Annotated in this window: 16 protein-coding genes and 3 pseudogenes; 6 read left to right on the plus strand and 13 right to left on the minus strand. The window is 37.1% G+C overall.

Annotated features, from left to right (window positions below; genetic code table 11):
- Positions 1-24: 24 nt before the first annotated feature.
- From ACOWPH_RS29515 to ACOWPH_RS29525, 3 genes are all read right to left on the minus strand, one after another.
- Positions 25-372 (minus strand): hypothetical protein, encoded by a 348-nt coding sequence (locus tag ACOWPH_RS29515; protein ID WP_015364359.1) that lies wholly within the window; start codon positions 370-372, stop codon positions 25-27.
- A complete protein-coding gene (locus ACOWPH_RS29520; protein WP_042466403.1) occupies positions 369-647 on the minus strand; it encodes a DUF5674 family protein in 279 nt (92 codons plus the stop codon). Before ACOWPH_RS29520 ends, ACOWPH_RS29515 begins: the two co-directional genes overlap by 4 nt.
- A 94-nt stretch (positions 648-741) precedes the next feature.
- Positions 742-1,119, minus strand: coding sequence for a hypothetical protein (locus ACOWPH_RS29525; protein WP_015364361.1), 378 nt, complete (start codon positions 1,117-1,119; stop codon positions 742-744).
- 161 nt (positions 1,120-1,280) lie between these two features.
- Here ACOWPH_RS29525 and ACOWPH_RS29530 point away from each other — a divergent pair, with 161 nt between their 5' ends.
- Entirely contained in the window at positions 1,281-4,688 is a 3,408-nt protein-coding gene (locus ACOWPH_RS29530; protein WP_015364362.1) for a VPA1262 family protein, read from the plus strand.
- Positions 4,689-4,812: 124 nt separating this feature from the next.
- Here the strand turns inward: ACOWPH_RS29530 and ACOWPH_RS29535 are convergent, their stop codons facing one another.
- Positions 4,813-6,492, minus strand: a complete 1,680-nt coding sequence (locus ACOWPH_RS29535; protein WP_015364363.1) for an ATP-binding protein — start codon at positions 6,490-6,492, stop codon at positions 4,813-4,815.
- Between the two features lie 345 nt (positions 6,493-6,837).
- On the opposite strand from ACOWPH_RS29535, the gene ACOWPH_RS29540 reads away from it, so the two are divergent.
- Both ACOWPH_RS29540 and ACOWPH_RS29545 read left to right on the plus strand, forming a co-directional pair.
- Positions 6,838-7,416: a hypothetical protein gene (locus ACOWPH_RS29540; protein WP_015364364.1), complete on the plus strand. Its 579-nt coding sequence runs from the start codon at positions 6,838-6,840 to the stop codon at positions 7,414-7,416.
- 460 nt (positions 7,417-7,876) lie between these two features.
- Complete coding sequence (locus ACOWPH_RS29545) at positions 7,877-10,135, plus strand: ATP-dependent RecD-like DNA helicase (protein WP_015364365.1); 2,259 nt, start codon at positions 7,877-7,879, stop codon at positions 10,133-10,135.
- A gap of 179 nt (positions 10,136-10,314) precedes the next feature.
- On the opposite strand, the pseudogene ACOWPH_RS29550 reads toward ACOWPH_RS29545, so the two are convergent.
- Positions 10,315-10,434, minus strand: a pseudogene (locus ACOWPH_RS29550) (transposase); the annotation flags it as partial.
- Between the two features lie 226 nt (positions 10,435-10,660).
- A pseudogene (locus ACOWPH_RS29555) lies at positions 10,661-10,834 on the minus strand (efflux RND transporter periplasmic adaptor subunit); the annotation flags it as partial.
- A gap of 82 nt (positions 10,835-10,916) precedes the next feature.
- On the opposite strand from ACOWPH_RS29555, the pseudogene ACOWPH_RS29560 reads away from it, so the two are divergent.
- Positions 10,917-11,354: pseudogene (locus ACOWPH_RS29560) on the plus strand (ISL3 family transposase); the annotation flags it as partial.
- A gap of 156 nt (positions 11,355-11,510) precedes the next feature.
- On the opposite strand, the gene ACOWPH_RS29565 reads toward ACOWPH_RS29560, so the two are convergent.
- The 7 genes from ACOWPH_RS29565 to ACOWPH_RS29595 all read right to left on the minus strand — a co-directional run bounded on the left by ACOWPH_RS29565 (position 11,511) and on the right by ACOWPH_RS29595 (position 18,441).
- The gene (locus ACOWPH_RS29565) at positions 11,511-11,786 is read right to left on the minus strand and encodes a hypothetical protein (protein ID WP_015364367.1); all 276 of its coding nucleotides are present in this window, start codon (positions 11,784-11,786) and stop codon (positions 11,511-11,513) included.
- Positions 11,787-11,869: 83 nt separating this feature from the next.
- Positions 11,870-12,751 (minus strand): hypothetical protein, encoded by an 882-nt coding sequence (locus tag ACOWPH_RS29570; RefSeq protein ID WP_015364368.1) that lies wholly within the window; start codon positions 12,749-12,751, stop codon positions 11,870-11,872.
- 447 nt (positions 12,752-13,198) lie between these two features.
- Positions 13,199-15,085: an efflux RND transporter permease subunit gene (locus ACOWPH_RS29575; protein ID WP_015364369.1), complete on the minus strand. Its 1,887-nt coding sequence runs from the start codon at positions 15,083-15,085 to the stop codon at positions 13,199-13,201.
- A gap of 331 nt (positions 15,086-15,416) precedes the next feature.
- Positions 15,417-16,724 carry an efflux RND transporter periplasmic adaptor subunit gene (locus tag ACOWPH_RS29580; protein ID WP_015364370.1) on the minus strand — a complete coding sequence of 436 codons (1,308 nt, stop codon included), beginning with the start codon at positions 16,722-16,724 and terminating at the stop codon, positions 15,417-15,419.
- A 104-nt stretch (positions 16,725-16,828) separates the two neighbouring features.
- Positions 16,829-17,023 carry a heavy-metal-associated domain-containing protein gene (locus tag ACOWPH_RS29585; RefSeq protein ID WP_015364371.1) on the minus strand — a complete coding sequence of 65 codons (195 nt, stop codon included), beginning with the start codon at positions 17,021-17,023 and terminating at the stop codon, positions 16,829-16,831.
- Between the two features lie 361 nt (positions 17,024-17,384).
- Positions 17,385-18,011 (minus strand): class I SAM-dependent methyltransferase, encoded by a 627-nt coding sequence (locus ACOWPH_RS29590; RefSeq protein WP_015364372.1) that lies wholly within the window; start codon positions 18,009-18,011, stop codon positions 17,385-17,387.
- 16 nt (positions 18,012-18,027) lie between these two features.
- A complete protein-coding gene (locus ACOWPH_RS29595) occupies positions 18,028-18,441 on the minus strand; it encodes a heavy metal-responsive transcriptional regulator (protein WP_015364373.1) in 414 nt (137 codons plus the stop codon).
- Positions 18,442-18,617: 176 nt separating this feature from the next.
- Between ACOWPH_RS29595 and ACOWPH_RS29600 the strand changes: the two genes are divergently transcribed.
- Both ACOWPH_RS29600 and ACOWPH_RS29605 read left to right on the plus strand, forming a co-directional pair.
- Positions 18,618-18,833, plus strand: coding sequence for an FMN-binding negative transcriptional regulator (locus tag ACOWPH_RS29600; protein WP_422665757.1), 216 nt, complete (start codon positions 18,618-18,620; stop codon positions 18,831-18,833).
- Positions 18,790-19,263: an FMN-binding negative transcriptional regulator gene (locus tag ACOWPH_RS29605; protein WP_422665758.1), complete on the plus strand. Its 474-nt coding sequence runs from the start codon at positions 18,790-18,792 to the stop codon at positions 19,261-19,263. Before ACOWPH_RS29600 ends, ACOWPH_RS29605 begins: the two co-directional genes overlap by 44 nt.
- Positions 19,264-19,321: the final 58 nt, after the last annotated feature.

The following is a 19,321-nucleotide window of genomic DNA, read 5'->3' on the forward strand; positions in this document are numbered from 1 at the left end:
TCTTGATTAAATTGAATGATTATTTTATGCGGCTAGTAATTGTGACATTTGCAAAATACGGTTATTCCAATCACCTAGTTCTTGATTAATCTGATTTCTGACATCTGTATTATTCCAGGCTTCTGCACTAAACAACCAGCGTGTTAGAAACCTTCCTAAATTAGCTAAATCAAAGGCATAATCAAATTCTAAATCTGGGGCAATCCATTCAATAAAATACATTGTCTCTCTAATCAGATTTTTGACTGCTTCATTATTAGTAAAGTCTTGTGATAAAGACTGAATTTGTGTTAAATGAGCATTTAAATTATTTAACCTGATATAAACATCTTCTTTAATAAATTGTGCTTGTAACATAGATAGCTTAGTCATGTTAAAAACTCCATAATAATTGATGCAACTTGTTCTCTAATTTTAGCGTCTAAAATTTCCATTGAACGGTTTTGTCTGGGACGTAGATTCACCATAGATTCATAGATTATTTTACGACTTTCAGGCATGAAACTAGCTGCCCATATATCTTGTTGTTGACTACCATCTTCTAATAGTGCTTGTTCACAATAAAAGTGCATTTCACCTCCACCAGCTAAAACACGACGTTCAAGGTCTACCGCTACTTTTATATAAAATTTTAACTCTTCTAACATTTGTTCGATTTGTTCTGGAGTTGCACGACTACGAATAATTTTTATCAATCAATTTGACCCCTGGTTATTTTTTTCGGTAATTTATGTTCAATGGCTAATCCCACCAAGCATATAACTTTTGAGAATTTATCTCTAACTCATCACATCCCCAAACAAATTTAACAAATTCACCGACAAAATCTAAATCTTCTACACCGATGACTGTAATCGCATCAACAACTAAATCGGGGTTATCTGTCTTAGTAAATGCTACTCCATCAAAATTTACTATTAATCCTTTTTCTTGGCAACGCTGTCCAAATTCGATAAATAAACCCACTGATGGAGCAGCGTTAAAACTTGCAGATGTTGTAGTATGACCATCTTTAACAATTTCTTCCAATGTTGCCAATGATAAACCCTGAAACTTGATTGCATTAGGAGTATATTCAGTAATTGTATTACCTAATATTTCTTCAATTCTTTGCACCATAAATTTCTGTCAAACTCCAATTCTATCAATGTACAATATTCCAGTGTTTTTCTCAATATTCCTGCATTAATGTAGCCTCTTTCTACGACCAATTGTGAATTATGAATACTGTAAATACAAGCAATGTTACAATGTTTTAAACATCATAGACCAAATGTTCAATGTCCCAACTTCCTCCCAACAATGTGACCTTATCTCAATCCCTTGAGAAACTGAGTCAAGATTCTCGACTGAAGAGATTATTCAGCCCAAACGATGTTGATACCTGCGCCCTTTATCTATGGCTGCTCGAAATCAAAACGGGCAAGAAAAGCAGAGAATACCGTTTACTGTATGGGTGGGTAATTCCTCGTTCTTCAGGGAGGGCCAGCCAGTGGAGTTCGTTCAACTCCCTTCCTAAATGGCCAGTACCGCCCTACCAATTTCGCATTCATACACTAAATTTTTATCACAACGGCAATGTAATCTTTAATCTAACTAAGCAATTATGTGAAGGCATGACTTTGGGTGAGGCGTGTGAACAAATTGGTATTCTTCAACCAGATGAGCAGTTTAAACAGTTCCGTTTAGCAATATCAGTACAGAAAATTTCTCAATCTTTTACAATTCGTCCAGTAATTTTTTTGGAAACATCATTCAGTTCTTTGCCTATCATTTATCAACTCAAACCTCCAACCAGTTCAATTGATGGTGTTTCTGCCTTTGTTGGTTCTTTATTCCGACTTGATAAACTAGACCTATTTTGCCAATCTAACGGCGATAAATTGCCCAAGGTAGACGAACTAGCTACGAAGTGCCTAAGTCATCTTCAAGTGGAAACTGGACTAGACTTTTGTAATGCAGACAGTCAACGATTAGGCAACTTGGAATGGCTATGCTTTCCGGCTGCCAATCAAGAAGAACAATCACAAGTTAACATCAAAACTAATTCTACACATAATCAGGTAGAAGTGGAAATTTTGCCAAATATTCTGCCAACTGGGATGGATGTTTTGATTCGATGTCGTGCCAAAAATGGTGGAGTGATTGTTTTAGATGAATGTCAAGTAAATCAAATTTATGACCAAGCTATTACTTCAGTTTCATTTCAGGCACAAGAACAAATTAACTCAGTTATCGTCACGATATGGATTCAAAAACTCGACTCTACCACCTGGGAAATATGGTATGAACACTCAACACTAACGCAGTGTCAGTTAAATCTGAATTTAGGTGTATCAAGTCCTCAAATTAACTTACCATCCAACTGGCTTAAAGAATTTGCAAAATCGAGAATCAAAGAGCGAGTTGACAAAGCTCAAAAATTTAATCAAGTGAATTATGAAGGGTTACAAATTGGTGGAGAAAATGTTGACCCCTGGATATTAGCTTCTCAAAAAATTCGCTACTTTTCCCGCTTATTATTTCCATCACAGTCTGATGGATATTTCTTCAAAAAAGGATGGGTTGAAAATGAGCCTGAACCTGGTCGTTTGAGTTTCTTTGAATGGTTGCAGAAACTCAGTAATGATCCTACTGCCAGTAAAGTTTTAATCATTGATCCTTTTTTCGACACCCCCGGTATTGAGGAACTAATTGCACGGGTGAGCGCAGTACAAGCAGAATATGTTGTACTAACAAATACACAGGTTAAGTCACATGATGATTCATCACCTACTGGAAATAACCAACCTCAAATAACAGGTAAAAATCAAGAACCCCAACGAGCAACTAGATTGAAGAATGCTTGTTATCAATTCCAAGTCTTGTTGAAAAACATAAAATTTAAATTGTTAGATGTACGAAGTAAAAAAGGGGGAGACAACCAGATATTCCATGATCGTTATATACTAATTTTTAATCAAAATTGTGATGTAAAAGTTGGCTATCATCTCTCCAATTCAATTCAAGGTGCAACGAAGTCTTATCCTCTTCTAATTACACCAATTCCAGAAGATGTAATACCATTGGTTAATGACTATATAGCAGACTTGCTAGAACCTGCGAATGACAAGCCAACAGAAGTCATTGAAATTTTCTCGTCTGTCCATCAAAGAACTATCTCTAGAGATAGCAACCGTCCTACTGGACTTGATAGTATTTCAAATGCTAACTTGTTTTTTGCAGCCCTTCTACAAGATGTTAACTTAGCCTTCCTTAATCAAACTGACTTAGGCAATCATCTCCAAAATCATGGCTTATATGATATATCAACCTATGACTTCGACATCAGTGAAACTAACCTCAATCAAATTAAGACTTCCTTAACAAAATTCACCCAGACTCTTTTAACTGCTGACACTGATTTTTTTGCCAAATTGTGGGTAGGATTGGGAGCATGGTTAGATCACAGTTCAAAGGCAGAAGAATATTTAGCCATAATTAACAATATCGGTGGTGCAGCATTAGCAGCAAAATTGGAAACTTTTTTATCACAGGTTTCCAATCATTTAAATCTTCTTACCACTTCATACGAAGCATCTATACAAGAAGATGCGATACAACTGAGCCAATTCATTCAGCAAGACTTTGTAAATGCAATACAAGATGCTGATAGACTTCTCAAGTTTACAGACTGTAGAGGATGGCAGACTTGTCTACAAGATTTCGGCATTCGCTATGCTACACAAGCCTTGATTGCTCTAGAACCAGCCCAATTAGTGAGAGTTATTACAGGTTTTTGGCAACTTCTGACAGATACATCATCTTTAGACAATTCTCAGTTTTGGAGCGTGATTTATAGTCTCTCATTTACCTTCCAAGAGATGCTTTTACAATTAATAATTATTAGATTTTTTCACAAAGAAGATAACGTACTCGTAGAACAACTTCTCAAAAGTGATGTGCCATCTCTACAAGCGATTGCAGCATATAGCTTATCTCCTCTATGGAATACAGACGATAACGAGAAAGATTCAGATTTAAACAACTCTTTTAAATTACTCATTAACTTAACTGAAATTGAAAGAATTTATACCCTGACTGAATGGATATACAATTTAAGAATTAGAGCAAATGTAATCCAAGGAGAAACTGAATTATTAAGAGAACTTCGTTTGGCAATTTTTGAAAAAATCCGGCAGTTTTTCCCCAACAATCTGTCGTTAGATGAACTAAAAATAATTCATCGTCGTTTAAGTGGCCCTTGTCAAGAAAATTGGGTAAAGTCTACAAATGAGGACTTACTCCAATCTTTAGTTGATGATGACAAGCTAAATATTGATGAAGTGACTGAACTTTGGCTATCAATATTAGAATCAATTCTACACAATTGGCTTGACACATACTTACCAAATTCAATTAAAAACTCAATCAAACAGAATGAAGAACAATATCCTATTCCTACACCAAATTTTTATGAAAATTCAGAATTGATTGAGGTTTGTGCTTGGGCAATTGCTCATGCAAGTTCGGATTGTCGAGAAAAATGGTTGAGAAAAATTGAGACACTTAATTCTATTGCTCAAAGAGTAATTTACAGGCCATATCTACGTTCTCAAAATTATGAGGCTTGGAATAAAGCTAATATTTGCTTGTCATGTTTGCAAAAGCTAACTCAAGTTTTATATCAATTTCACAAAATAGAGTAACAGATAAAAATTGATGCTTATCGTGCTTCAAGGCTATTCCTCATGTTGATTTAATCTAGAGAATTGGTATGATCACAACTTTGATTGAAGAAAAAGAAAATTTCGGTAAATATTTATTTACCAGTTAATCACTGCATTCACCAAATATATCTATATTACCAATTGCATACTCCGATGAATCTACAGTAGAAGATGGTAAACCCTGAAGTTCAGCTTTATTCCTCATACTTTCCACCTTATCTGCTTCTCGAATAGCTAATGGATTGATTTGTTGACGTTCTGCTAACAGCGTCGCCACAGAAATTTCCAAGGGTGGTAATTTACCATTGCTAGGAACAGGTATATCTTCTGGAAACATTTGACAAAAAGTAGTAGCAGCCGCCCTCTCAACAATAGTTTGAATTTCCGCACCTACACAGCGATTAGTTTCTTTAAGTATTCGTCGCCATTCCTCTTGACTATAAGGATCAATACTACCAGAAACATCACTACTAAATCTATCATCAAATCTCGCACAGTGAAGTTTAAAAATACTGTGTCTTTCACCATAATTAGGCAAGTCAACTTTATAAATATAATCAAATCTTCCTGCCCTAGTTAATTCTGGTGGTAGCCATTCTAACCGATTGACACTAGCAATTACAATTACATCACTGGTACGTTCTTGCATCCAAGTGAGTAACTGACCTGCTAACCTTCTAGCTATATCATCATCTCCAGCAAAACCTTTATCAAAATCATCAAAATACAAAACCAATTCATTGAGACGGTCTGCTAATTTTAGTAGTTGTTTTAATTTTATTTCTGCTTCATTACCATAACTTCTCACATTACCCCAATCTACTAAAATCAACGGAATACCTAAAATTTGCGAGCATACTTTAGCAGAATGAGATTTACCCGTACCTGGAGGACCTACCAGCATTATACCTTTAGGAACTCTGAGTTTGTAGACTTTGGCAAGAGGACTAAACAATCTTTTAAATTTTTTAAAAGCCTCCTGCATCAAATCTAGTCCTCCCAAGGGAACTTCAGGAGTCGGTATAAATTCAATACCATAAAGTTTATTGAGCAAATTTATTTTATAATCTAGTAGTTCTTTAGCTATAGAATCTGCACTTTTTTCATCATGGAAATCAATTGATTTTAGTCCTTTGATTAAATCGGAAATGTATAACCCAATTCCACTACGGGCAATTTTATTTTTATCCATCTCGCTCAATGTTAGTGGTAAAATTCCATGCAGTTCTTCATTGAGAGTTACAGTAATTTCTGAGATATCAGGCAATTCTTGAGTAACCACAGGAATTTGAGCAGCAAGTTCTGGGTGTAAGTTAACTTGAGAACCTAAAAGAATAGCAGATTTGATTTTACCAGGGGCAGATGGAGAAAAAGAAAGATTGAGTAAATTCGATTTAACCCACTCAGATAGTATAAAAAATTGGTTTTCCTGGGGTACATTCGCACTAATCCAAGGGTAAAGATTTTCGATAATTAATATTCCTTCTCCCTGAAAATATTCCCAAAATTTCAAGATTCTAAATTGGTCTTTTAATTCTTTAACTGCTATAGGAGTATAGTCTCCAAAATCCTTAAAAATTAAATCTACATTATCAACGCATTCAACTTCTTTGATTATTTCCTGTCCCAAATTCCATAAGTAGCATTTAATTCCTAACACTGAACAAGATTTGCAAATGTAGCGAATCATTCTGTATCTTTCTTGGGTTGGCGATTCCAAAATAATTACAGGTTCTTTACGCTTGATTAATTGTGGCAACTTGTTTAAAAAATCTGATGACATCTTGTTTATTTATAAGATATGTATTTCGATGAATTTGGAGAATAAGTGCTTACGAAAAATTAATTACACATTTTGATTGAAAACAAAAATGTGTGTATTCCTTATCTGTTCCCTATTCCCTCTCCTAACTATGAAATTTACTTTGCACAACTACTTATCTGTAAGTCATGAATTATACTGTGAAAATTTTAAACAGTATTTAATTTTATAGCTAGTATAAAAATGTGGAATTTATTATATCAATTGATATATATTCGTGAATATTCAAAAATAGATTAATTTATAGATTTCTGTATAAAAATGTAATTATAAGATAGATGTGTTATTATTTATCTTCAATAATTAATGGCGAAAAAATCAATTCCGGTTTATCCTATTATTTTAATTCCCAACTTTGCTGATCATCAAAATTTTGCTCCTTTGATCAATGCAAATGGTAGTGGTAATGTTACCGTGGGTGCTGCTGAAGAAGGGTTTGGGCAAGTGCTGAAACATTATTTTGGTGATTGGGTATTTCCCCAACAAGAAATGCTACCAAATGGTCATGATCGTCCTTACACAGCAGATTTTGTAATTGTAGAACCAAATACTGAGCTACATCTTGATATTGAAGTGGACGAAAGTCATTGTTTTTCTACAGGAGTACCTACCCATTGTATTGGTGATGATGATTATAGAAATCTGTGTTTTCTTAAAGCTGGGTGGGTAATAATACGGTTTGCCGAAGAACAAGTTGTTAGTCAACCAGAACGCTGTTGTCGCTTTATTGGTAATGTGGTAGCAAAGTTGAGTGGAAATGTATCATTTAGTTATCAGTTCGTAGATATTGCCCCACTAACTCCTGTCAAGCAGTGGTCAAGGAAACAAGCAGCTTCTTTGAAGAAAAAGAACTATCGTCAAGGTTACTTGTCAGTTGATCGGTGATCATAGTACAGAAGATGAGCATTTCTAAATGTTTCTGGATCAAAAAATGTGACCCATTGGATCACAAAATGCAATTAAACACTTTTAAACTCTTGTGGATGAGCGGTTTTATATCCTGTCCGGTTAACCATGAATAACCCAATCTCAGTCTAACCCAACCCAGAACAGGTGAAAGCTGCCCAGTAAAAAGGGTGAGAGAAAGGTGTGGATTCTAGACAGAAAGATTCTAAATCTTTTTTTGCTCCTTATCCTTCCAGGACTTCTGAGAAGAACACCGAAAGCCGAAAGATAGTTTTATTCATTTGGGCATAGCACCTGCTCTCTGAATACACTATATTGGGTGATTTGTGACAATAAGCAATTATCTACCAATTTTAGTATTTATGTACTATAATCTAGCTCTAATTGCCTTCAACAGACAACTGTGTCACGGTTGCACTTAGCATAATTTGAGCGCACAATGTCCACTTTACCCAACCAGACTCCCCAACAAATTAATGCTTATGCTCCCCAAGAAACCATTACTGGGGTAGTGGAACGGCTCACTTTTTACTCCGAGGAGTCTGGTTACACAGTAGCACGGTTAACTCGCTCCAACTCCCAAGACTTAACAACCATTGTCGGCAGCTTTGCCAATATTCAGCCAGGACAGACACTACAACTAACCGGCTTCTGGCGTGACCATCCCCAATATGGCCCCCAATTCCAAGTAACTAATTATAAAGAAACCAAACCAGCTACACTTACGGGTATTGAAAAGTATCTCGGCAGTGGATTAATCAAAGGTGTAGGACCCGTCACAGCAAAACGGATTGTTGCCCACTTTGGCACAGAAACACTAGAAATTATTGAAAATCAGATTGAACGCTTAATTGAAGTTAACGGCATTGCCAAAAAACGTATTAAGCTCATCCAAACTGCGTGGGAAACTCAAAAAGCTATCAAAGAAGTAATGATATTTCTGCAAGGTCATGGTGTTTCTACTACCTATGCAGTCAAAATTTATAAACAGTATGGGGATAAAGCGATCGCCACAGTTACTCACAACCCCTACCAATTAGCAACTGACATCTATGGTATCGGCTTCATGACAGCTGATAAGATTGCCCGAAATCTAGGAGTTGCACCTGACTCAGAATTTAGATACCGTGCTGGACTGATTCATGCTTTGAGTGAAGCTGCTGAAGATGGTCATTGCTATCTACCACAACCAGAACTGATTGAGTCGGTAATTAAACTGCTGACTACTGAATCTCATGAACCAACCAAGGAAGCGATCGCTCAAACTATCTCAGACATGGCGTTGAAAGAAGAGTTAATCAGAGAAAAGGATGGTGATACATTACTTTGCTACAAGCCTACCTATTTTCACACCGAGCAGAATTTAGCCCAACTCATACATCAGCGTTTGAGTCAGCCTATTATCACTGATATTCCTCGTGTCCAAGCTTGGCTAGAAAGATTTACAGCTACTCAAAAAATTGAACTTTCACCACGGCAACAATTTGCTGTAGAAACGGCCGCTTATTCCCCCATCATGATTCTTACAGGAGGTCCAGGAGTTGGTAAAACTTTCACTACCCACGCAATAGTTAGTTTATGGAAGGCGATGGGAAAATCCATTGCTTTAGCTGCACCAACTGGACGGGCTGCCCAACGTTTAAGTGAAATGACTGGGTTAGAAGCAAAAACAATACACCGCTTATTAGAATTTGACCCCAAGACGATGGGGTTTAAATGCGGTAGCGAAAATCCTTTACCGCAGACAGCAATTATTGTTGATGAAGCTAGTATGTTAGATTTATTTTTAGCATACTCCTTAGTCAAAGCAGTTTCTGCGGGCGCACAACTGTTGTTGGTGGGAGATATTGACCAGTTGCCGTCAGTTGGACCGGGTAATGTACTTGCTGACTTGATAAATTCTGGTAAAGTGCCTGTAGTGCGACTAACTCAGGTATTTCGCCAAGCCCAACAAAGTGCAATTATTACAGCAGCCCACGAAATAAACCGGGGACAGTATCCGACAATTGAACACATCAACAATAACCCTGTTTCCGATTGTTTGTGGCATGGAGGGGGATTTGAACCAGAACATGGGGTGCAAACGATTTGTGAATTGATTACAGATTTGATTCCCCGGTTAGGGTTTAACCCAGCTACGGATGTACAAGTGCTTTGTCCGATGACACGGGGGTTAGTGGGTACTCGCAATCTCAATAATTTCTTGCAGGAATTAATTAACCCTAAAAGTCCCAACAAGGTAGAGATTACTAGGGGTGGGATGACGTTGCGGGTAGGTGACAGGGTGATTCAGCAGACTAATGATTATCAACGGGAAGTATTTAATGGTGACTTGGGAATCATTACTGCAATTGACACAGTTGAACAAGAAGTAAATGTGCAGTATGGCGATCGCGCAAGCGATGACTTGTCAGTTCGCTCTGTAGTTTATGATTATGCTGACCTGAATGAAATTACACTCGCTTGGAGCGTTTCTATCCATAAATCCCAAGGATCTGAATATCCGGTGGTGATTCTGCCTTTGTATATGCAACATTACATGATGCTTAGTCGTAATTTGCTTTACACAGGTCTGACTCGTGCGAAAAAGTTAGCAATTGTGATTGGGTCGAAAAAGGCAATTTCTTTGGCTGTACGCTCTACTGATGATGTGCAACGATATACACGCTTACAGAAAAGGTTGGACTTGTTAGCTTAACAGCAAGAAGCCCCACGTCTCACTCTTAGGAGCGTGGTATGAATTGCGTAGCGTGCCGTAGGCTTGTGATTTGACGACAGTTCCCTGCCCAATGTGCGTAGCACGTTCGCGTAGCGTCTGGCAGAGAAGGAGGGGAGACAGGTCGGAAACGTAGCTTGCTTCCCGAAGGGTACACTTTCTTATTCTTCCGGTGAATTTTGACTTTCAATATATTTCCGTAATGTTGAGATAGTGACCCCGCCACAACTAGCAACAAAATAAGATCCGTTCCAAAAAACATCTTTGCAGTAAATTTTGGCTAAGTGTTCCGATTATATTTAATTGCAACCAGCTACTTAATTACATTAGCAATACACCGAAATATCGTTTAAGGTAATATGAGAGAATGACTTAATAATTTCAACATATAGGCTCCGATTTGTTTATTACCAAAGATCCATCGGTCGAATGGTCTATCAAGATTTAGATTCCCCCAATATTTAGCCTTACGTCAGCTATCGGATTTATTTCGATGAGTGCGTTAGCAATCACATCCCGGCGGCTGTTGGCTGCGGTTAGTTTGGCTTGAGCTTCTGCTAGCTGGGTTTGAGATTCTAGGGCGTTGCGTCGGGGTAAAGCACCAGTGTCAGCTAACTGTTTGTCTTTCTCGTACTTTTCTTGAGCAAATGCGACTTGGCTTTGGGCTTGGGCGATTTCAGCTATGTATGCTTATTTTTGCCGTTTTTGCCAAAAATTATCAAGGCTCTTATTTTGGCTAAGGTATTGAAAATCAAAAACCAAACACGAGAAAGTAGAGAAAGAGAAAACATTTGAGGGATTGAATAAAAGTAAATATGTCTTATTAAAGAATAGTGAAGACCTAAATGATGAGCAAAAAATCAAGCTGAATCAAGTAAAGCAAGTCTCCCCATCTCTGAAAATAATGTACGAATTAAAGGAGAAAATCAGGCGGATTTTTAACAAAACTAAGGATTGGTTAAAGGGTCTATATAAACTTAGTATATGGTTGGTAAGAGCTAGAGAGCATTATCCCAACAGCCATAACGCTATTGTCCGTTGGTTAGATGAGATTATTGCCTACTTTGATAATCGTACAACTAGCGGTGTTGTTGAGGGTATCAATAACAAACTCAAGTTGATTAAACGTTCTGCCTATGGATTTAGAAATTTTAATAATTTCCGATTAAGATGCTTACTTACTTGGAAATTTAACTATTAGTTAATCATACTATGTACTGAAGAACCTAATATGTTCAACCTAACTAAATGTAATAGACATCTCCGATAAAAATTGTAGAGACGTTGCATGCAACGTCTCTACAATTTTTATTTTGAAAGAGCATATCTTCATACAGAATTGGTATTAGCCTTTGCATTACCATCTCTGTTTGTGAGAACCTAGAGTTTTTTGATAATAAATTTGCTCAATCCAAATCATAACCTCTTGTTCAGATGCCAAATAGGCGGATTGACCTGTTGCTGGATCATAGGCAGACCACCAGATATTACCGTGGCGATCGCGCCTTTCCCAAACTTCTGGTTCTGGTTCTCTATAAAGAAAATCAACAAACCGTCTCCAGAATTTGATAAATGGTATTTGAGAATCAGAAATTGATGTTAATTTCTGATTTAATTTTTGTCTAATTTTCATAAAAAACCTCCTTTGTGCAATTATGGAAAATCAGCATCAAGAGAGTTGTTTACTTCTCTTTTTACTCAGAAAAATCAGCTAAATTAAATAACGTTGACCCAAAAATCAGCAGTAATGATTTTGCCATTGCGCTGGAACTGACCCCAAAGTTTATACTTTCCTGGTTGGGGAAAGTTAGTCATAAAATGTACTTCTCCAGTGGGAGTATTATTGAGTGCGTGAGCATGAATGTAATCTGCTGCTGTTAAGGAATTAGATTTTCTCAAAATCACTAAATGTCCCTTTTCTCCCAAATATGGCTGTAAATCTGTCAGAGGTTGATTATTAGCAGCATCTTGTAATTTAAACATTAAGGTAACTTCTTCACCTGCGCTTACAGTGGCTTCAGAAATATTAAGATTGACCTTAATATCACCAAAAGTTTTACTGCGATTTAGGTCAATTTGGGGAGAAGGAAGAGTATTTCTAGGAAATTCTGCTTTCAATACAGAAATTTGTTCTGCTTGACCAGCAGGTTTATAATCACTAAAAAATGTGTAACCACCTGCTTGGGGAAAACTTGTTAAAACTTCAAACTTGCCATTATCTTTATAGGTAGGATGAAGATGACTAAAAAACTGAAGGTCATCACTGACAACTATTAAGTGCATCAGCTTTTCTTGGAAAGTGTCAAACTTAGAAACTGGTTTTCCTTTTAAATCTTGCACCTCAATAAATATGGGAATATTTATATCCGGGATAATATTACTGGGAGCTTTCAGTTTTGCCTGAGTTAATACTTTTTTATCACCATGAACCGCGCTCCCTGTGGAATGTCCTTCATGATGACTTTCAGTTTTTGCAGGTTCTTGATGTTGATGTGTACTGGCTGATATGGCTTTTTCTTCAGCTTTAGGTAACAGTGAGCAACCTTGAGCTAATATTAAAGTAGCAGTGATGGCGATCGCATTGAGAAATTTATTCATTGTTTTTCCTTTTTCATTACTTAAATTATTGATAAATTGAGTTTAAATTCTCCAGTTGGCTGGAGAGTCAAGGGGTAAAATAATAATTTTTATTTTTTGTTTTATAACAAAGTCTGAAATAATTTATAGGGGTAAATTCAAAGGGTATGGGTTTTAATTGAGGCTACAAATAACTTATCTGTTTAGCAGCCAAATCCCTACCCAAATTTAATTTTTTAATGTGAATTCGACAGATATTATTTAACCCCTCTCCAAACCTCTCCCCTACAAGGAGAGAGGCTTAAAATAATGTTGCTAATAACAAATTAAAATGCCCCTTTCCGCGTCGGAGGGAAAAGTCGGAGCGCCGGCTTCCGGCGTAGACGTTTTAGCGGCTTGTCGTAGACATCTGAACTTTTCAAGACAGAGGGGTTGGGGAGAGGTTTATCGAACTCACGTTTTTTAAATCTATTTGATTAATTCTCTTTGTGGAGTTTTAATCTTTGGTAAACCTGTAAAAAGTGAGCTAATTTGAGTAACCATGATATACAAAATAGGTACTACAAATAAACTCAAGAAAGTAGCAAAAAACATTCCTCCAAAAACAGCAGTACCCAAAGATTGACGACTTGCTGAACCTGCACCAGTAGCGACAACAAGTGGCCAAGTTCCCAGTAGTGTAGAAATAGCAGTCATGATAATTGGTCTTAGTCTTTCACTTGAAGCTTTCACTGCTGCTTTGGTAATTGAAAAACCCTCCTCGCGTAATTGGTTGGCAAATTCAACAATTAAAATTGCATTTTTACTGGCTAAACCAATTAACATTACTAACCCAACTTGGCAGTAAACATCATTATATAAACCGCGCCATGATTGGGCTAATAATGCTCCTAAAACTGCCAGGGGAACTGATAATAAAATAATCAGAGGATCAATGAAGTTATTATATTGAGCAGCTAAGACCAAGAACACAAAGAAAATTCCTAAACCAAAAATAATTGGTGCTTGTCCGCCAGATTCTAATTCTTCTAAAGTAATACCTGACCATTCATAACTCATGTTTTTAGGTAAAACAGAAGCAGCTAAATTTTTCATTGTTTCTATTGCTTGTCCAGAACTAAAACCAGGTGCAGCAGCACCATTAATTTCTATTGATCGATATAAGTTGTAATGATTAATTGTTTGTGGTCCGGTGGTTAGTTTTAAGGCAAATGTCCCAATTAAAGAAATCGGAATTGTAATTGCGGGAATTAGGGTAGTGCGCCAGTCTTGTAAGAACACAAAAATTACTAAGACAACTAGCGCAATAGATTCCAATAAATTTTTGACAACTTCTTGGCGAGATGCTTCTACAAATAATGAGGAATCGTAGGGAAATTCATATTTCAATCCTGGTGGAAAGTCCTTTGCAATTTGTTCCATTTCTGCTTTTACAGCATTGGCAATTTTTAAAGCATTGCTGCCAGGAATTTGTAGAATTTGATAACCAACGGCAACATTACCACTATAACGAGCAAAGGAACTGTAATTTTCTGCTCCCAGTTCCGCACGACCGACATCTTTTAACTTGACTATTGTTCCATCTGTACCTGCTTTGATGACGATGTTTGCAAATTCATCAGCTTCTTTTAATCGTCCTTGGGTTTGCAATTCAATTTGATACATTTGTCCGTTAGGTGCGGGTGGTTGTCCAATACTGCCGATCCCTAACTGTAGGTTTTGTTGATGAAGGGCGTTAATTACATCTTCTGTGGTAAGTTTGCGGTTAGCAAGTTGGGTAGGGTCCAGCCATAACCGCATTGCATAACGGCGATCGCCAAAGGTGGCAATGTTACCAACTCCTTTGATCCGTCTGAGGCGATCTAGCACATAAAGGTCGGCGTAGTTACTAATAAAAGTGTCATCGTATTTATCACCTTCACTATACATAGCCATTGCTAAGACAATACCACTAGATTGTTTTGTCACAGAAACCCCTGTTTGGCGGACAACTTCCGGTAATTTTGGTTCTGCTAACAAAACTCGATTCTGCACATCTGCGGCCGCAGTATCAATATCATATCCTTGATCAAAGGTAATGGTGATGTTGCTTGTACCGTCACTGCTGCTGGTGGAGGTGATATATTTTAAGCCTTCGATACCATTAATTTGGCGTTCTAAAACTGTGGTGACGGTTTCTTCCACAACTTGGGCGTTAGCACCAATATAATTGGCGGTGACGTTAATTTGTACAGGACTTATATCGGGGTATTGTTCTACTGGTAGGATGGGAATGCTGATGATTCCTACCATGAGCATTACTAAAGCGCAGACTATAGCAAATACTGGGCGTTTGATGAAGAAGTTTGCAAACATGAATTTATTTGTTTTTGGGTAAATTAATTAGATTTTTTTCTCACGCAAAGACGCAAAGAATGAATGAACCGCAAAGGACGCAAAGGACGCGTTCGCGTAGCGTGCCGATAGCTTGCGTGGCGACGCAGAAGCCATAGGAATAGAAAAGAGAGTTTTAGAGAGTTTTTTCGGGAGCATCCCAAATGTGTAAATTTATTTTTATCGAGGGAAATAAAATGCTTCAAGTGCTTGATATGATTGAACCACGAAGGGACGAAGGACACGAAGAAAAGAGAGTTTTAGAGAGTTTTTTCAATCTGTCACCTAAAAACTATCACCTGTCACCTGTCACCTATTCAGGGATAATGGGAGTTCCATCTTTTAAATTGAGTAAGCCAGAAATAACTATTTTTTCTCCTGGTGATAAACCTTTGAGAATTTGATATTGATTATTTTGAATGTTTCCTAGTTTGACTGGTTTGAGTTTAGCTATTAATTGTTTTTGGTTGGGTGATTTTTCGGCGACATAAACAAAGGTTTCTGCACCTAAACGGATGACGGTGGTAGTGGGAATTAATACCCCTGGGCGTTGTTCCCAAATTACTTTGGCTTTAATAAGTTGATCTGATCGTAATTGTCTGCGAGAATTATCAAACAGTGATTTAACTAAGACTGATTGAGTATCGTTAACTGTGTTAGCGGCGATGAAAAATATCCGACTACTACCGATATTTTTACCCCGTTCATCTATTAGTTGTAATGTCATTCCTGGACGTAACCTGGTCGCTTGTTGCACTGGTACGGAAATATTAACTTCTAATGTTTGATTTTCAGTAATTGTTGCTAATTGTGTAGCAGTATCTACAAAGTCACCAATTTTAATGGGGATATCTCCGACTTTACCAGCAAAGGGAGCAGTGATTTGATAATATTTTAATTGAACTTGTTGTTGTTTGGTAGCTGCTTGAGCTTGTTGTACGGTTTTTTGGGCTTGAGAAATGGCAGCTTTTTGGGCTTGAATTTGAGCATCAATGGCGTTCAAACTGGCTTTCGCTGTGGCTAGTTTGTTTGCATATTGATCCTGAGTTTGACGAGATATTGCACCTTCGTTAGCAAGGTAAGAATATCTTTGATAGTCTAATTCATTTAGTTTGACATCAGCTTGTTTTGATAATCTTTCAGCTTCTATTACTTTTAGGGTAGCTTGTGCATTTTCTAATTGCGATCGCGCTGCTAATACTGCTGCATCCATACCACTAATTTCTGCTCTTTTTTCTTCAGCATCTATTTGTAAAATTGGTGTTCCTGCTGTTATTTCATCTCCTGCTTTGACAAAAATTTGGCTCACTTGTCCTTGAATTCTGGGACGTAAATTTACTGAACGTCGTGATTTTAAGTTGGCGATAAAGTTTGAACTTTGTTCAATTTTTGTTACTGGTAAGGTGGATAATTTGACTGGGACTCCAGGAGGTGCAGCAGCAGTAGCTACTGGGGGTTTGGGACTGGGAGTAAGCACCCGCCAACCTGTGATTCCTCCCCCTACTAATAGTAAAGTTGTTAATAACCACAGCCAAGGTTTTTGGGATAGTTTTAACTGTAATTCTTCCTGAAAATTATCTTCAAAATCTAGGTTTGGAGTTTGGCTTTCTGTGGGGTTCATATTTGCGAGATTTCCTGTAAATTAAGTTGAGTCAAAGTAATTTTTCATTGGTAAATATTTATCAACAGTCAGTAGAACCAACTGTTGATATACTCTTGAAAACTCTAGATAGATGGATAACCAGCAGAGGCGATCGCTTCTTTAACAACTGTCTCTGATGCTTGAGTTTCTACACTAACAGTTTTGGTTTTTGTGTCAGCTTTCACGGTAGCAGCAGCATCAACTTTTTTAATTGCTGTTGTCACAGCATCCGCGCAAGATGAACAAGCTAGTTTAGGAATAGTAAGTTGTATTGTCATATTTGAAAACTCCTGATTTTTTAGCTAAATTTTGATTAGTTGAAGGCGGTTTTTTACTTCCTTTCCGCAACCTAAAATTAGCTTAAACTCTCCATCGGGCTGGAGAGTCAAGAGTAAAAATCAAAAAAACGAAAAAATAAACTATCAATAAATACAATAAAAAGTTCTGGATGGATGTTTCTTCCAATCAGAACTTTTCAAGATAGATGAAGACAGATAACCACAAATGATGTATCTGTCTATATCCATAGTTTTATATAAAAAATGACTTTATATTCTTGTATTTAGTGACAATATTCTATCACTCTCAATTTTAATAAATTTGATAAGTGAGAAAGCAACAATAAAACATAAAATTGGTTTAAGCCTTTAAACTTGCGGTAGCTACCATCAATCCCCAAAAAACACCCAAGCGAATTTTGGTCGCACGATAAATCGCAAAATCTGCATCTTCAAGCAAGCAGTGAAATTCATTTTGGGTATAACACTGCTTATGAGCAGGATCAAAAACCTTAAGGATTATGTCACATATTTTACAAACTAAATAATCTCTACACCAATCCAGGATAATGACTTTACCATCAGGCTTAAGAACACGTCTCATCTCCTTTAATGCAGCAAGTGGGTCATCAAAGTAGTGAAAAGAATTGGCAGACACAATCACATCAAAACTATCATTATCGAATGGCAAATTTGATGCACTTGCAATCTGAAATGATACTTGAGGATAAGCCCTACATTTCTGTTTGGCGATCGCCAGCATCTTATCTGAAATGTCTACGCCAACAATCTGTTGCAATGAACATTCATCTAGCAGTAACCGTTCAAACTCACCAGTGCCACAGGCAACATCAAGTATAGTCTCTGTTGGTGATATTTCTGCCCAGGTTTTCAGGAAAGATAGTGTGTTAGCTATATAACTTTTCCAACGTAGATCATAAATGACAGCTAACTGATCGTACTGTTTGCGAACTATAGTCTCACTCATATTCTTCTTGTAATATTTATTCATGTTCAATGATTGGGCAAATTGTTGAATGATCATTATCAGGCTTGATTTCCCAACCAGAGAGTAAACCAGATAATTCTTGCCTCAAAATCATTAATTGCTGAATTTGTTCATCAATAGCTTTTACCTTATCTTCTAGTTTAATTTTAATATGCACACAAGGCAATTCACCGCTATCATGAACATTCAAAAAATCCTTGATTTCTAATAAACTTAATCCCAAACTTTGAGCGCGTTTAATAAAATGTAGTCGCTCCAAAACATCAGTATTAAATAATCTATATCCCCCTTCCGTTCTCCCAGAGGGTTTGAGTAAACCCAACTCCTCATAATAGCGAATAGTTTTAATAGGTACACCGCTTTCTTTAGCAACTACACCGATCTGTTTTGCTTCTGCTTGAGCTAACATACTTACCAAACCTCAATGAAATATGATTACTGAATCATATCCTAAACTCTCCAGTTGGGTGGAGAGTCAAGCAGGAAAAGTATTTTGTTGGAAAAAAATTTATTCCCTTGCTGAACCAGGTCAGTTCTGAGTGTTTCTAATGATGATGTACAAATAAATCTCAGTGAGGTTACAGCATGATGTATGTTCCACCCGCTTTCCGAGAAGATGACATGGAGAAACTGGTCGCTTTTATGCGTGCTAATAGTTTCGCTACTGTGGTATCTATTGTCAATGATATTCCTGTGGCTTCACATATTCCCGTTGTAGTGACAGTAGAGAACGGTGTTGTTAAACTGTCAGGTCATCTTGCGAAAGCCAATTCTCAATGGAAAAGTTTTAGGTTTAGGTGAAACACTAGCGATTTTTACTGGACCCCATGCTTATATTTCACCATCTTTATATGAGAAGAAAGAGAGTGTACCGACTTGGAACTATATAGCAGTACACGCTTATGGGTTGTCTCAAGTTATCACTCTTGAAGATGCACCAGAATTAATGGATCAAATGATTGATGAAATGATTGAAACCTATGACTCTGACTATAAATCTCAATGGGATGATTTATCCGATCACTTCCGCGAGGGAATGATGAATGGAATTATTGCTTTTGAGATGACTGTCACAAGGTTGGAAGGAAAATATAAACTAAGTCAAAACCGCAGTCATTATGATCAATCAAATGTTGCCCATAGTTTACTACAAAGTACAGAAACCAATGTTCAGTCCATAGGTGCGGCAATGAAACAGAACCTAGAAACTGATGGAGAATCGTTAAAATAATCAGCATCTAGGCGATCGCACATCTCAAATAAGGAGGAGCAGACTAGAGAATGTTACC

It is taken from the genome of Anabaena sp. PCC 7938, assembly GCF_049315035.1.
GTDB lineage: Bacteria > Cyanobacteriota > Cyanobacteriia > Cyanobacteriales > Nostocaceae > Anabaena > Anabaena cylindrica.

What these genes read in the sequence shown, in the direction of transcription:
- ACOWPH_RS29515 (WP_015364359.1), bottom strand. Translation starts at nt 372, where the DNA reads ATGACTAAGCTATCTATGTTACAAGCACAATTTATTAAAGAAGATGTT.
- ACOWPH_RS29520 (WP_042466403.1), bottom strand. Translation starts at nt 647, where the DNA reads ATGTTAGAAGAGTTAAAATTTTATATAAAAGTAGCGGTAGACCTTGAA.
- ACOWPH_RS29525 (WP_015364361.1), bottom strand. Translation starts at nt 1,119, where the DNA reads ATGGTGCAAAGAATTGAAGAAATATTAGGTAATACAATTACTGAATAT.
- ACOWPH_RS29530 (WP_015364362.1), top strand. Translation starts at nt 1,281, where the DNA reads ATGTCCCAACTTCCTCCCAACAATGTGACCTTATCTCAATCCCTTGAG.
- ACOWPH_RS29535 (WP_015364363.1), bottom strand. Translation starts at nt 6,492, where the DNA reads ATGTCATCAGATTTTTTAAACAAGTTGCCACAATTAATCAAGCGTAAA.
- ACOWPH_RS29540 (WP_015364364.1), top strand. Translation starts at nt 6,838, where the DNA reads ATGGCGAAAAAATCAATTCCGGTTTATCCTATTATTTTAATTCCCAAC.
- ACOWPH_RS29545 (WP_015364365.1), top strand. Translation starts at nt 7,877, where the DNA reads ATGTCCACTTTACCCAACCAGACTCCCCAACAAATTAATGCTTATGCT.
- ACOWPH_RS29565 (WP_015364367.1), bottom strand. Translation starts at nt 11,786, where the DNA reads ATGAAAATTAGACAAAAATTAAATCAGAAATTAACATCAATTTCTGAT.
- ACOWPH_RS29570 (WP_015364368.1), bottom strand. Translation starts at nt 12,751, where the DNA reads ATGAATAAATTTCTCAATGCGATCGCCATCACTGCTACTTTAATATTA.
- ACOWPH_RS29575 (WP_015364369.1), bottom strand. Translation starts at nt 15,085, where the DNA reads ATGTTTGCAAACTTCTTCATCAAACGCCCAGTATTTGCTATAGTCTGC.
- ACOWPH_RS29580 (WP_015364370.1), bottom strand. Translation starts at nt 16,724, where the DNA reads ATGAACCCCACAGAAAGCCAAACTCCAAACCTAGATTTTGAAGATAAT.
- ACOWPH_RS29585 (WP_015364371.1), bottom strand. Translation starts at nt 17,023, where the DNA reads ATGACAATACAACTTACTATTCCTAAACTAGCTTGTTCATCTTGCGCG.
- ACOWPH_RS29590 (WP_015364372.1), bottom strand. Translation starts at nt 18,011, where the DNA reads ATGAGTGAGACTATAGTTCGCAAACAGTACGATCAGTTAGCTGTCATT.
- ACOWPH_RS29595 (WP_015364373.1), bottom strand. Translation starts at nt 18,441, where the DNA reads ATGTTAGCTCAAGCAGAAGCAAAACAGATCGGTGTAGTTGCTAAAGAA.
- ACOWPH_RS29600 (WP_422665757.1), top strand. Translation starts at nt 18,618, where the DNA reads ATGATGTATGTTCCACCCGCTTTCCGAGAAGATGACATGGAGAAACTG.